Origin of the sequence: Aeoliella fuhlenseeensis, from assembly GCF_052161615.1 — a bacterium.
GTDB lineage: Bacteria > Planctomycetota > Planctomycetia > Pirellulales > Lacipirellulaceae > Aeoliella.
Window position 1 is genome coordinate 2,012,660 of record NZ_CP197417.1, and the last position, 13,812, is coordinate 2,026,471.

Annotated in this window: 7 protein-coding genes and 2 rRNA genes; 8 read left to right on the plus strand and 1 reads right to left on the minus strand. The window is 57.7% G+C overall.

Features of this window, described 5'->3' with window-relative positions:
• Positions 1-211: 211 nt before the first annotated feature.
• The 5 genes from SH292x_RS07760 (at position 212) to SH292x_RS07780 (ending at position 7,382) form a co-directional block, all read left to right on the plus strand.
• Positions 212-3,072: ribosomal RNA gene (locus SH292x_RS07760) — 23S ribosomal RNA — on the plus strand.
• 147 nt (positions 3,073-3,219) lie between these two features.
• A 5S ribosomal RNA gene (gene rrf, locus SH292x_RS07765) occupies positions 3,220-3,328 on the plus strand.
• Between the two features lie 166 nt (positions 3,329-3,494).
• Positions 3,495-5,183 (plus strand): dockerin type I domain-containing protein, encoded by a 1,689-nt coding sequence (locus SH292x_RS07770; RefSeq protein WP_442485027.1) that lies wholly within the window; start codon positions 3,495-3,497, stop codon positions 5,181-5,183.
• 39 nt (positions 5,184-5,222) lie between these two features.
• Positions 5,223-6,005, plus strand: coding sequence for a nitrilase-related carbon-nitrogen hydrolase (locus SH292x_RS07775; RefSeq protein ID WP_442485028.1), 783 nt, complete (start codon positions 5,223-5,225; stop codon positions 6,003-6,005).
• 105 nt (positions 6,006-6,110) lie between these two features.
• Positions 6,111-7,382: a hypothetical protein gene (locus tag SH292x_RS07780; protein WP_442485029.1), complete on the plus strand. Its 1,272-nt coding sequence runs from the start codon at positions 6,111-6,113 to the stop codon at positions 7,380-7,382.
• Positions 7,383-7,417: 35 nt separating this feature from the next.
• Here the strand turns inward: SH292x_RS07780 and SH292x_RS07785 are convergent, their stop codons facing one another.
• Positions 7,418-9,742: a class I SAM-dependent methyltransferase gene (locus SH292x_RS07785; protein ID WP_442485030.1), complete on the minus strand. Its 2,325-nt coding sequence runs from the start codon at positions 9,740-9,742 to the stop codon at positions 7,418-7,420.
• Between the two features lie 724 nt (positions 9,743-10,466).
• Here SH292x_RS07785 and cobA point away from each other — a divergent pair.
• From cobA to SH292x_RS07800, 3 genes are all read left to right on the plus strand, one after another.
• Positions 10,467-11,987 (plus strand): uroporphyrinogen-III C-methyltransferase, encoded by a 1,521-nt coding sequence (cobA, locus tag SH292x_RS07790; protein ID WP_442485031.1) that lies wholly within the window; start codon positions 10,467-10,469, stop codon positions 11,985-11,987.
• Between the two features lie 368 nt (positions 11,988-12,355).
• Complete coding sequence (locus SH292x_RS07795) at positions 12,356-12,571, plus strand: hypothetical protein (RefSeq protein ID WP_442485032.1); 216 nt, start codon at positions 12,356-12,358, stop codon at positions 12,569-12,571.
• Positions 12,572-12,824: 253 nt separating this feature from the next.
• Positions 12,825-13,811: a S1 family peptidase gene (locus SH292x_RS07800; protein ID WP_442485033.1), complete on the plus strand. Its 987-nt coding sequence runs from the start codon at positions 12,825-12,827 to the stop codon at positions 13,809-13,811.
• Position 13,812: the final 1 nt, after the last annotated feature.

Consider the following 13,812-nt stretch of genomic DNA (forward strand, 5'->3'; position numbering starts at 1 on the left):
AGCGAAATCAACCCAAAGCGGTGGCATAGTACGTGAGACACGTTAATCTCTTGTTCTCGCACATGCACTGCGAGCCGGGTCGTTTCCGACTCCGGAATCTCTCTTTCTCTCTCGACTCCCCAAACCATCGGAGTCGAATTCTGATCGAGCGAGTTCCTGTTTCCTGACTTCCTTATCGAAGTGCAAATTTGCAAGAGCGCTGGATTAATGTGGCCAAGCTACTAAGGGCGTATGGGGGATGTCTTGGCATTAGGAGAACAGGCGTGGAAGTCTGCGAAAAGCCTGGGGGAGTTGACAAACAAACACTGATCCCGGGATACCTGAAAGAACGTGGAGAACTGAAACATCTAAGTACCCACAGGAATAGAAAGAAAAATCGATTTCGTCAGTAGCGGCGAGCGAAAGCGAAATAGCCCAAACCGTGAGGGTTTCCCTCGCGGGGTTGTAGGGCCTTTCACATGAGAGTCACAAAATTGCCGGCTAGCAGAACTACTTTGAACGGTAGACCATAGAGGGTGACAGTCCCGTAAGCGAAAGCTAGCAATCTCTCGAGAGGTACCTGAGTAGGTCGAGCCACGTGGAATCTCGACTGAATCGACGGGGACCATCCCGTAAGGCTAAATACTACCTAATGACCGATAGTGAACTCAGTATGGTGACTGAAAGATGGGAAGAACCCCTGCTAGGGGAGGAACTGAACCTGAAACCATACGCCTACAAGCGGTCGGAGCCCTATGGCCTTTTAGGCAACGGGTGACGGCGTGCCTTTTGCATAATGATCCGGCGAGTTACCGTCTGCGGCTTGGTTAAGGTCTTACGGACCGAAGCCTCAGGGAAACCGAGTCTTAATAGGGCGACATATGTCGTTGGCGGTAGACGCGAAACCGGGTGAACTACCCATGAGCAGGTTGAAGCGCGAGTCATATCGCGTGGAGGACCGAACCCACTTGGGTTGAAAACCGAGGGGATGACTTGTGGGGAGGAGTGAAAGTCTAATCAAACCCGGAGATAGCTCGTTCTCTCCGAAATAGCTTTAGGGCTAGCCTCGAGCAACTATGCACTGGGGGTAGAGATACTGATTTGGTTTGGGGCCCTTCGCGGGGTACCCTGCCGAGCCAAACTCCGAATACCAGTGTAACTATCTCGGGAGTCAGTCCGCGAGGGATAAGCTTCGCGGTCGAGAGGGAAACAACCCAGACTATCGGCTAAGGTCCCGAAGTCGTACTCAGTCACTAAGGAGGTTGAATTGCAGTGACAGCCAGGATGTTGGCTTAGAAGCAGCCATCATTTAAAAAGTGCGTAACAGCTTACTGGTCGAGCAATTCTGCGCCAATAATGAACGGGAGTAAGTACGACACCGAAGCCATAGAATCGAAAGATTGGTAGGAGAGCGCTGTAGGTCAGATACAAGCCGTACTGTAAAGAGCGGTGGTGGGGCCTACAGGTGATTATGCCGGAATGAGTAACGATAAGGCAGGTGAGAATCCTGCCCGCCGAAAGCCTAAGGTTTCCTGGGGAAGGTAATTCCGCCCAGGGTTAGCCGGTTCCTTAGTCGAGGCCGAAAGGCGTAGACGATGGACAGCAGGTAAATATTCCTGCGCTAGCTATGTGGACCGATGGAGGGACGGCGTCCGAAAAGCGATCGGGGATCTTAGATCAGCCCGTGGGTGACAGCAAGTTGTTGGGTAGGCAAATCCGCCCATATAATACAAGCTGTCGCGCCGAACTCGATTTACAGAGGAAGTCGCTGGAAGGACGTCCAAGAAAAGCTTCTAAGGGTTGAAGCATAGCTAACCGTACTAAAACTGACACAGGTAGGCGAGATGAGTAGTCTAAGGCGCTCGGGAGAACACTGGTTAAGGAACTCTGCAAAATGATCCCGTAAGTTCGCGATAAGGGATGCCGGCGCAAGCCGGCCACAGTAAATCGGTTCCACCGACTGTTTATCAAAAACACAGGACTCTGCAAACTCGCAAGAGGAAGTATAGAGTCTGACGCCTGCCCGGTGCTGGTAGGTTAAGGTAAGAGGTTAGCTCTTCGGAGTGAAGCTTTTGACCGAAGCCCCAGTAAACGGCGGCCGTAACTATGACGGTCCTAAGGTAGCGAAGTTCCTTGTCGGGTAAGTTCCGACCTGCATGAAAGGCGTAACGAGTGGAATACTGTCTCAACCAGTGACCCGGTGAAATTGTAGTCGTGGTGAAGATGCCACGTTCCCGCAGCTAGACGGAAAGACCCCGTGAACCTTTACTGTAGGCTGATATTGGGTTGAGCTATGTACTGTGTAGGATAGGTGGGAGGCTTTGAAGCCGGCACGCTAGTGTCGGTGGAGCCGTTGGTGAAATACCACCCTGTTCATGGTTTAATTCTAACGTTGATTCCTGTGAATCCAGGCAACGGACAGTGTCAGTTGGGCAGTTTGACTGGGGCGGTCTCCTCCCAAAGAGTAACGGAGGAGCCCAATAGGTACCCTCAGCCTGGTTGGCAATCAGGCATCGAGCGCAAAGGTATAAGGGTGCTAAACTGCGAGACTTATCAGTCGAGCAGGTACGAAAGTAGGGCTTAGTGATCCGGTGGTTCCGTATGGAAGGGCCATCGCTCAACAGATAAAAGGTACTCCGGGGATAACAGGCTTATCGCTCCCGAGCGTCCATAGCGGCGGAGCGGTTTGGCACCTCGATGTCGGCTCATCACATCCTGGGGGTGGAGAAGCTCCCAAGGGTTTGGCTGTTCGCCAATGAAAGTGGTACGTGAGCTGGGTTCAGACCGTCGTGAGACAGGTCGGTCCCTATCTACTGTGGGCGCACGAAACTTGAGGAGGTTCTTCTTTAGTACGAGAGGATTTAGAAGGACGACCCTCTGGTGTTCCTGTTGTCGCGCTAGCGGCACGGCAGGGTAGCTAAGGTCGGAACGGATAAACGCTGAAGGCATCTAAGCGTGAAGCCCGCTCCAAGATGAGGTTTCGTTGAGCAATTGCTCGAAAGTCCCCTGGAAGACTACCAGGTTGATAGGTCGGATGTGTAAGTGCAGTAATGTATTCAGCTAACCGATACTAACGGACGAATGCTTGGCCACATTAATCTTTCGCTCTTCAATAGAGTGAGAACAAATTAAGGCCAAAGAGGGAGAGATTCACACTCTCCATGACACTCTTGCTTTTGTCTACCAAGACAATCACCAAGTCAAAGCGGCACGTGTGGCTTTACCGTCCACGTGTCGATTTCTGGCGACCATAGCCGAAAGGAAATACCTGTTCCCATTCCGAACACAGTAGTCAAGCTTTCGGTGCCGATGATAGTGCCTACCAGTGCGAAAGTAGGTATCGCCAGTTTTTATCTTTCTTCGGAAAGATTGCAAAACCCCGTTTGAGCTTCGGCTCAAGCGGGGTTTTTGCGTTTCTACTCAGTTTTCAGCAGCTAGCTCTTCCGTGTATACTGGCAGCAATTCTATGCAGCCACTTAAGGTTCCGATGAATGATTTCTGCGAGACTTCTTGGAGTGGCAACGTTTCTCTTAGTTGGGCAGTTTGGCAATATCACGATTGGCCAAACGCTTCCGTCTGGGATCATTAATGCGCCCCCCACGACCATCGGAAACAATCAGTCCATTGGTTCGAATACGACGTTGAACGTACGGAATTCCGGAGCGGTCGGCATTAACTTTCGAGCAGGTCTGGATAGCGGTAGTAGTACAAATGTCGTCGTCAATATTGAAGGTGGCTCTTTGGGCGGTGGTTTCTGGGCCAATAGGGGCAGCCGGGTGAACCTGAGAGGCGGGACGACGAGCTCCGTGTATGTCAGCGATGGCGCGGTTTTCAACGTGTCGGGGGGGCAAACGGGACACGTCAATTTGTTAGTGGGTGCGGTGCTTAATCTTACCGGGGGACAGATCAGCGCGCTATCGGCTCAGCAGTCGCCTTTTGCTCCATACCATCCACAGATCAACATTTACGGTGGCGGCATTGGCGACACGGATCTACAGGCCGGTATGCGATTCTTCGGTGGCGAGTTTCGTTTGAACGGAGTAGAGATTGGCGGCGGCACTATCGCCATCGACGGTTTAAGTCTGCTTTCGGGAACCCTTCAAGACGGAAGGGTGTTCGCGATCTCGGGGTATGATGTAGAGATTCCCCTGGTCGAGACAGTAATTCCTGCGATAAATCCGACGCCTACTGTCGTGGATCAGGGGACGGTTCATTTAGAGCAATTGCGTACCGGTGAATCAGTTGTGCTGCGAGATGGAGGCATGATCGATGGTTATGTGACTGCCATCGGTTCCAGTCTGCTGGTGGAAGGGGGCGAGTTCCGCGGAAATTGCCTTCTTATCGACTCTGAACTTGTTGTCCAGCAAGGGAGCGTCGACTTTGCATGGGCGTCCCACGGGAGCGTGATCACCCTAGCGGGAGGAAGGGTCCGTAGAGCCACTTCCGACGAGGGGGGCGTGATTAATGTCGCAGGAGGTAGCCTGCCGCAAGGGGTTTACGCCTATTCCGAAGGCATTGTCAATATTTCAGGAGGGGTCGTCGGCCACTCGAACTTATTGAAAGACAGTGTACTGAATCTTTCAGGCGGTTATGTTTCTGGTCTGGCAGCTTGGGACACATCCGTTGTGAACATAAGCGGCGGAAGCGTCGGTGATGGTTTCGAAGCTTATCCCGGTAGCATAATCAACTTATTCGGCGATTCCTTTGCCATCAACGGTGTGCCGGTTCAGAGTCTATCACTAGGGGAGCCATTTCAGGTGACCCAGAGAGACGTTACTCTCAGTGGGATTCTGGCGGATGGAACGCCCGTGAGTTTTGAACTGAACTCCAGCGGTTCCTCGCAAGACCACTTTTTTTCAGCGAGCGCGGTGGTCACCATCACTCGAGTGGAAGTCACCCGTCTCCCCGGCGACTTCAACTCCGACGGCCAAGTGAATCTCGCCGACTACACCGTATGGCGAGACTCGCTAGGGCAAACGGGCGCGGGCCTCGCCGCCGATGGTAACGGCGACTCCGTGGTCGACGCTCGGGACTACGCCGAGTGGAAAGAAAACTTTGGACGCAGTTCCGCTTCGTCAGCTTCTTTTGAAGCGTCGAAGGTGCCCGAGCCGCGATCAATGGCAATTGCCTGCCTTCTGGTGGCGATGGTTGGTATTTCTTCGCGAGTGCGCACTATCCGTAGCGCGGACAATAACAGGGCATGATTTCTATTCGCATCCCCTTGCTTGGTGCATAAACCTTCGATGAAGATCGCCATCGCCCAACTCGATTGCAGACTCGGCGATGTCGCGTTCAACGCGTCGCGAATGGCCGACTTCGCCCGCCAAGCGGCTGAGCTTGGTTGCGAAGTGATCGTGTTCCCCGAGATGAGCGACACGGGCTATGTTCCTCAGCGGTTTCGCGAGTGGGCTGAGCCCTGGCCAGGGGCTTCTTTCGATGCGCTCGCGGCTGCCGCGGCCGAGTCGTCGATCGCAATTCTGGCGGGGTTGTGCGAGAGGGCAGGGGGGAACGTCTATAACTCCCTCGCGTTCTTCGGGCCCCAGGGCGAACTCATTGGCAGCTACCGCAAGATCCATCTCTTCTCCGCCTCCCCCGGCAGCGAAACCGACGCTTGCACGCCCGGTGACGAAGTCCGGGTCTGCGAGTTCGCCGGCATTCGGTGGGGTCTTTCGATTTGCTACGATCTCCGCTTTCCGGAACTGTACCGCAAGCTCTCCGCGGCCGGAGCAACGGTTCTGATCAACGTGGCTGCTTGGCCCGCCACTCGGCCGACCCATTGGGACTATCTCAGTCGTGCCCGCGCGATTGAAAACCAGGCATTCGTCGTCGGGGCCACCCGGGCCGGCCAAGACGAATCCATTACCATGCTCGGCCACAGCCGCGTCGTGGCGCCGATGGGCGACTTGATCGTCGAAGCGAGCGACCAGGAAGAACTACTCGTCGCCGACCTCGACTTGTCCTTGGTCGACACCTTTCGCAGAACCGTCCCAGCGATCGAAGACCGACGCATGGATTTGTTCGGGTAAGGCCCCGCCCACGGCGAGTTCAGCCCAGTCCGATTCAGTCAAATCACCTAGAGGCGTTTTGCCTTCTCCTCAATCACTCTTTGGAAAGTTTCCCAACAAATGGGCATGACCATCCACTACCGTGGCAAGCTCGCCGATCCCGCGCAGCTCGAGACGCTCGAGGATTTGCTCATCGATCTCATTCTTGAACTCGGCGGGCAGGTGGAGGTGTGGCGGTCGGTGGCCGAGCACGATTCGTCCCGTGTGGTGCGTGGTCTCCTAGTGAACATCGAGCCGGGGCAAGAGACGCTCAGTTTGCTCTTTTCGCCCGAAGGATTCTTAACACCGCTTGTGTATATCAGCGAGGCGGAGCTCGGCACCATGGAGCCACTTCCTTGGTGCAGCATCAAAACCCAGTACGGCACTCCCGTCGGGCATGCAGCGGTGGTCGAGATTCTCACCCTTCTCCTCGATCATTTTCTTCCCGACCTCGAAGTGCATGACGAAACCGAATACTGGGAGCACCGCGATCCGCAGCGGATGATCGCAGCGCTCAATCGCAACGCGATGATCCTTCGCACGTTCGCCGATGCCCTCGAAAACACACACCTTACCGACGAAGCGCTCGAATCGCCCGAGATCGTCGCCACCCGCATCGACCGCATCGCCCTACTGGTTCAAGCCAAGCTCAAGAAGCCCAGCCCTGCCATACCAAGCGACGCGGACGAAAGTGATTTTCAACCACCCTGGCCACAAATCGAAGCGGAGTGGCAGGAACTGGTCCGCCACAGCGAGGCTCGCGCGCGGCGATTTCAGCGAACTATCGAAGAGCGGTTGCTCGCTGGCGACGACGTTCGCTCGGCATTCGAAGCGGCAGAGGCGAAGGAAATGCCGGACATTCACGAATCTCTCCGTCAAGACACTGGCGAGTTGGTCTCGTCGTTTGAGGACGAAGATGGAGACGACGAGGCCTTCGGTACGAGCAATTCGTGGGCAGCGGATGAGCAGGGGGAAGACTTCTCCCCCGTCAGGCGTGAGCGCGATCCCTTGCTCGAACGCGCGACGCAGTTGTACATGACGCTCGCCAATCTTACGGACGAAAGGGACAACGACGCCATGGCCGAGTTGCTCCGGCACGCGGGCGAACTGTGCGGCGGGCTCGCCCAGGCTTTGCCGTTGCCTCCTTCGTACGACTTCGATCTTGAAGAGCGGGGGCACGCCGCTGTGCAGCTTAAGCGTGCCCTGCGTGGTGCTGCGTTTCTACGTGGGGCGCTGATTCACCTGACATACGTTTCGCCCTCGCGCGAACCATTCGACTCTATTCGCGCCGAAGTCGAGACAGTTCAGGGCGAGATCATTAACTGCCTCCAGCAAACGCGACCAATGCCCGATGCGTGAGCAACCCCCTACGAGGGAGCGATGTGCGCTCTCACCTACGTCTGCCGCCCGAGTCGCTTCATCACCGAGTTGCGGAGCTTTTTGTACTGCTTGACGATGGGGTTGCTCGCCTGCTTGTTGGCAGCAAGCTGCATCGCTTCCAACTGCGTGGCTTGCGACTGCAGTTGCCTTTCGAGCTCGTGAATGGTGTGGTTCGCTACATTCGTTTGCGACTGCCAGAACTCAATTCCCCCATGCAGCGCTCGCATTTGTTCCTGGTGCCAAGTGATCGCACCGGTTAGCGACTTTTGATAAGTGAGTAGGCGTTCGATCTCTGTCGATTTGTTCGCGCCGAGCATGTCGTAAACGCCAGGGTTGACTGAGCCATTGCCGAGCAGCGTCAGTCCTGCGATGCACTGCGAACCAAGCTCTAGCACTTCGGCCAGTTCGCAGAACGCCGGTAGAGGCTGGTGTTCAAGGTCGCCGAAGGTCGCCCGCCAGTCCTGGGTCACCGCGAGCTCGGCGGCGGTGGCTCCACGCCGGAGCCATGACTTCGCCCCCTCCACATCGCCGTCGACCAGCGCGACCTTCGCGCGCAGCAGGGCGGCGCTGATGGTTTTGGTGGCGAGCAGGGGAGCGTAGCGCAGAAAGGGCAGGGCGATGCATTCTTCCAGCAACTGCACCGCAAGTCCGCGCTGCCCGCACTCCAGCGCCAGCATCGCTCCCACGTAAGTCAGCGAGACTCCCCAACGGACTTCGATCGGCTTGGCGGCTAACCAATCTTGCTTCACCACGTGCGGCTCGAACCGATGGAGTAGCTCTTCAATCGTGTCCCACTCGGCTCCTTCACCCAGCATTCCATACGCAATGACGCACAGCGAGGCCGCTTCGTCCGCGTCGGGAACTTGGCGATCCAGGACTCGATTGGCAATCTCCTCTCGCAACTTTCTCCGCTCGGTGCGGCATCCTCGCGTGACGATGCTCGGTATGAGCCACGGGTTGTCGTATTGCTCGGCGAAGTTCATCACGTGAGTCGTGGGAGATTCGCCCACCTCGCAGAAAGCCGAATTCGTGAACTTCGCGGAACCCGGGTCAAAGGGGCTCTTCATCGCCAGGACGATGCACCACTCGCCCGGCTTGTGGGCTACGTGCTCGACATCGTACTCGTTCCATTCAAACCCATAGGTCGCCCACTGCCCGTTCTCCTTTCGCCGGCTGACGGTCTCGGCGATGGTGCGTTCGACTAGAAAGCCCGCTTCTTCCAGTTCGCGGAGAATCTTCTCCCACGTGTAGACGTGAAAGTGATGCGGGTTGGGGTCGATGCCATCTGCCTCCGCCCAGTCGTTGGGCACACTAATCATCAGCCGCCCCGCGGGGGTAAGCAGCCGATGGCACTGCTGCAAGTAGCGGTGGGGTTCGCGAAGGTGCTCGAGTGTCTCGAAGCTCGCAATGAAGTCGAACGATCCGGCTTCGAACGGTTCTAGGCACTCGGGGAGCGAACCTTCGCGGAATTCAATCGGCTTCGAACCTCCTGGGAAGTTCAACCTTGCGTATTCGACGGCGTACGAGCTGAAGTCGATTCCCGTGTAACTCGCGCATCGCGAGTTATGCGTCAGCACCGTTGATCCGTAGCCCAGCCCGCAGGCGGCATCGAGCACTCGGTCGCCTGCTCGAACGCACTGGGCAGCCTCGAAGTAGCGAACAATGTGAGCGTCGGAGCGCCGGCCCGCTTCGCGACTCATGTCCATGTGGAGCTGTCGCTCTTCCTGCAGGTCGGCAATGGAATACTTCTGCCCCGCTTGGGGCGGCAGTTTCTGCAAGAGGATGGTGCACTCGTCGAGTTGGGAATCCAGCGAACCAAACGGACTCGCCATCAGGTAGCGAGGGTGCTTGCGGAATCCGGCCGCGTAGCACTGAGTTTCCCACCATTCGCGAGTCTGGATCGTCTGGCGAAGTGAATCGCTATCGGCAGTGGTGGCGATGCGCAAGTAAACCGCATCCCGCGACACACGATGGAATTCGCGAATCGCGGCTGGGACATCGGATTCTTCCAAGTGTTCAATCGCGTGGACACAGGTAACGATGTCGAACGACGCATCCTCATGCGGAAGGTGTAGAGCGTTCGCCGCTGTGATGCGATCAGGGCACCTTCGATTCGCTTCAGCAACAACAGCGCCCGAGACATCCACACCTTGCGCATCGAATCCCAAAGAGCACAGTCGACGGACGAGACGCCCCTCGCCACACCCCACGTCGAGCAGCGAGCCCAGCCCCACGCACCGCTGGATCTCGTCGGCTACCTTTCGATCGCAATCTTGAACCCGGCGCTGCAAACGCGACACTTCGCCCCAGTATCGATCGTAGATCGCTTCGTAATTCAACGTGCCAACTCCTCGCTAAACGGGGCATCGCACAGAGCCACTGAGAAGGCTCCCAGCACCGCTGTTCCGAGTCCCGTATTTTTGTGCTCTGTCGAAGAATCTCCACCTCGGTTAATGCCCCGTAGCTCGACCATGGTACAAGTGGAGCCGGTACGTCGCAGCCCCAGAATAGGAGGCGGGGAAACGGGGAGGGCAAAGGACAGGCCAACCCACTGCGAATCGGTCAATTATGCCGCAAAAACGGGCGTTTTTCGCAGGAAACTATTTCCACATTTTTCAGAAAAGTGACTAGAAAGCGCGCTCTGTATGTGATCCAATGAACACGTTCCACTCTCGTGGTGGATGGATGCAGGAACAACTTAAATAGTGGGGGCAACGGCAAACGTGGGGTTTGACCGTGGCTCGGATTGCGCCCTTTAGCGTCCGCCTGAAGGGGACACGGCAATGCGAAAGGTTTAAGGAATTGGATTCCAAATTCCTCCTTCCGCCTTCGTAAAGTCGCACCTGCGGTTTACCCCTGCGACATTACTCTTTCGACCGCTCCTTTTGCACTTGCCCTAACAGCTGAAACAACAAGCACTTACGCGAAGGGCTTCGCACGATCGAAAAGGAGTAAAGTCGCACCCAATGAAAGAATACGAGAACGCGACTTTGCTCCTCCCCAAACTCCTCGAAAACTTGGGTGCTCTGACTGCACCACGGCGGGCTGCTTAGAATGGGCCGCATGAACAACAACTCGAACAAAGGCATGGTTTATTTGGTCGGCGCGGGCCCGGGCGATCCGCGGCTGCTTACCGTTCGCGGGGCCGAGTGCCTCGGGCGGGCGGACGTAGTAATGTACGACTACCTCGCCAGCCCACAGCTCCTCCGTTACGCCCCCGCACACGCCGAGCTCATTTGCCTCGGCCGCCACGGTTCGGGTCGACTGATGAAGCAGGACGAAGTCAACGCGCGGATGGTCGAGCACGCGCTAAGCGGTCAAACGGTCGTGCGGCTCAAAGGGGGCGACCCCGGCATCTTCGGTCGACTCGCCGAGGAAGCCGCGGCACTCACTGCAGCGGGCGTTCCGTTCGAAGTCGTGCCCGGCATCAGTGCGGCGCTCGCGGCGGGAACTTACGCGGGCATCACGCTCACCGATCGCGATCACGCTTCGTGCGTCGCCTTCGTCACGGGTCGCGAACAGGATGGCAAGTGCGAAGCGAGTTCGCTCGACTACGCGGGGCTCGCCAAGTTTCCTGGCACGCTGGTGTTCTACATGGGAGTCACGACAGCAGCGGAGTGGAGCAGGGCACTGATTGCTGGAGGCAAGGCTCGCGATACTCCCGTTGTTGCGGTGCGTCATTGCTCGCTGGCGTCCCAAGAGACTTGGAGCTGCCGTTTGGACGAAGTCGCAGAGGTGCTCGAGCCCGGCAAGATCCGCCCACCGGTGCTGGTGATCGTGGGCGAAGTCGCCGCGCACGATTCGCTCGCGAGCTGGTTCGCCGCGCGACCGCTATTTGGCCAGACGATCCTCGTCACCCGTCCCGAACACCAAGCCGACGCGATGGCTCACGACCTGAGCGAGCTCGGCGCCAACGTGCTGATGCAACCCGCCATCGACATCGCCCCGCCGAAAGACTGGCGGACGGTGGACGAAGCGATTCACCGCTTGGAGCGCTACGACTGGCTGGTGTTTTCGAGCCGCAATGGAGTGGAGTACTTCCTCGACCGCGTCCGCGAGCTGGGGAAGGACTGGCGATCACTGGCGAAAACGAAAATCGCGACGATCGGCTCGGCAACCTCCGAAGCCCTCGCCGCCCGCGACCTGAACGTTGATGTCGAACCCGAAGAGTACCGCGCCGAAGCCCTCGCCGAGGCGCTCGCACCACACGCCATCGGGAAGCGATTCCTGCTGGTCCGCGCGAGCCGTGGCCGCGAGGTGCTCGCCGACTCGCTGCGGGATAGTGGAGCGTTCGTCGAGCAGGTGGTCGCGTACCGCAGCACCGACATCGCAGAAGCGGACATCGACATTCGTACGCAGCTCTCGAGCGGCGGCGTCGATTGGGTGACCGTCACAAGCTCGGCGATCGCACGGGCGCTTGTGCATTTGTTCGGTGAAGACCTGAGGAGCGCGAAGCTCGTCGCCATCAGTCCGCTCACGGCGAGCGTGCTCGACGAGCTGGGTTTTCCCGCCTCGGCGGTGGCCACGGAGTTCACGAGCCAAGGGGTGATCGACGCGATTCTCGCAGCACGAGAGGAGGACTGAATACAACGACCGGGAAGGATGGAACGCTGCTAGCAGCTCTAGGGATGGGCGAAGGTGTGCGTCGTAACTTGCTGTGTTTTCAGCCGTTACGATTTCCTGCCGATTTCTTTATCAGCAAGCTGTAACAGTCGGCTTGGGGGCGCGTACGAGAAAGTGCGAACCCTCAGACGTCGACCTACTTCGCACCACGAAGCCTGCCATGAGTGATTCGCTGCGTTTAGCGTTGCGCAAGGTTCGTGCGACGTTGCCCCTGACCCCGGAACCACTGCATCGATTGAAGCAGTTGTACCACGCGGGTCAGGACTTTCCCGCGCGGAAAGAGGACTAGAAAGGAGGCCGTCCGCTTGCCGCATGAAAGGCCCCCGCCCATGCGATCGGTCCACCGTAGCTCCCACCTCCTGCCGTTTACCACCCGCCCCCACTACCAGGCCATCCAAAGCACTCCCGAAGTCGGCCCGTTGCGGCGCATCGAACTTCACCAAGTCGACCACGAAGAGATTCGTTCACTGCGAGAGCGGCTCTTGGAAATGATCGTCGACAACGAACGCCAGCGAAAGCTGCAACGTTTTCGGTTGGTGAACTGAAGAATGTGCAGTGCATCACCCGCTTCGACACTGATTGAGGAATGACCAATGACGAATTAACAATGACCAAAGCATTCGTGAGTCTATTGGTCATTGGACATTCGTCATTGGTCAATCCGAGTATCCTTCCCGCCTGAGACTAACCTACCTTCCTCCCATGCGATGCTTGCTGCTCGTTTTGATAATGAGCTGCACTGCTGCGTCTAGCGCACAGTGGGGGTATCGCGCTGCGCCTCAACCTCCGCATCCGGCGGTGGTACGAATCAAGGTGCCCGAGGTCGATGGCATCGCGTATGGCAGCGGAACGCTGGTGGATGTTCGCGAGGACTACGGTCTCGTGCTCACTAACTGGCACGTGGTCCACGCAGCGTCTGGCCCGATTGAGGTCACGTTTCCTTCGGGCTTCGTATCACAAGCTCGCTCGCTCAAGATGGATAGCGACTGGGATCTCGCGGCGCTCGTGATCTGGAAGCCCTCGTGCGAACCAGTGCGACTGGCAAACCATCCGCCTCAACCCGGCGACATTCTTACCATCTGCGGCTATGGCTCGGGCGACTATCGTGCGGCCACCGGTCGTTGCACGCAGTACTACGCTCCGCGGCTGCACTTGCCGCAGGAGTTAGTGGAACTCGACGTCCAAGCTCGCCAGGGAGACTCTGGCGGACCGATTTTTAACGCTCGCGGCGAGCTGGCCGGCGTGCTGTTCGGGGCAGGGCAGGGGACCACGCTCGGCAGTTTCGAGGGCCGCGTGAAGACGTTCCTTGCATCGCTAGGGCCGAATGTCGGTCAGCAGGATGGCGCGCCGCAGGTGGCGATGAAACCTGCCTCGCAGCCCTGCACCACCTGCCAAACGTGTCCTACCTGCCCCAACTGCCCGCAGGGTGTGGTGTGCGAGAACGGGGTGTGTCGTCCTCAAAACGATCTCGGCAACGTCGCGTTCGGGTGCGGCAACGTCTCGGGGCGCGAAGCGAAGCCCGGCAAGTACGACAACGACTGGCCCGAAGTGGGGAAGCTTGCTAGCGCCCCCGTCAGTTGGTCGTCGGGCGAGAAGGCCAGCAGTGCTTCGGCGCCAGGGTCGGCGTGGAGCGAATCAAACGCCGTGCAGCCCGCAGTCGCGGCGAACTCGGAAAGCCCGAGCTTTTCGCTCGTTGGCGAAAACCTGTTTGACAATGTTCGCAACGTCCTGGCACTGGCCGGAGTGATTGCGATTGCAATGCAGGTGCTCAGGTTCGTTCGATGAA

What these genes read in the sequence shown, in the direction of transcription:
- SH292x_RS07795 (WP_442485032.1), top strand. Translation starts at nt 12,356, where the DNA reads ATGCGATCGGTCCACCGTAGCTCCCACCTCCTGCCGTTTACCACCCGC.
- cobA (WP_442485031.1), top strand. Translation starts at nt 10,467, where the DNA reads ATGAACAACAACTCGAACAAAGGCATGGTTTATTTGGTCGGCGCGGGC.
- SH292x_RS07780 (WP_442485029.1), top strand. Translation starts at nt 6,111, where the DNA reads ATGACCATCCACTACCGTGGCAAGCTCGCCGATCCCGCGCAGCTCGAG.
- SH292x_RS07775 (WP_442485028.1), top strand. Translation starts at nt 5,223, where the DNA reads ATGAAGATCGCCATCGCCCAACTCGATTGCAGACTCGGCGATGTCGCG.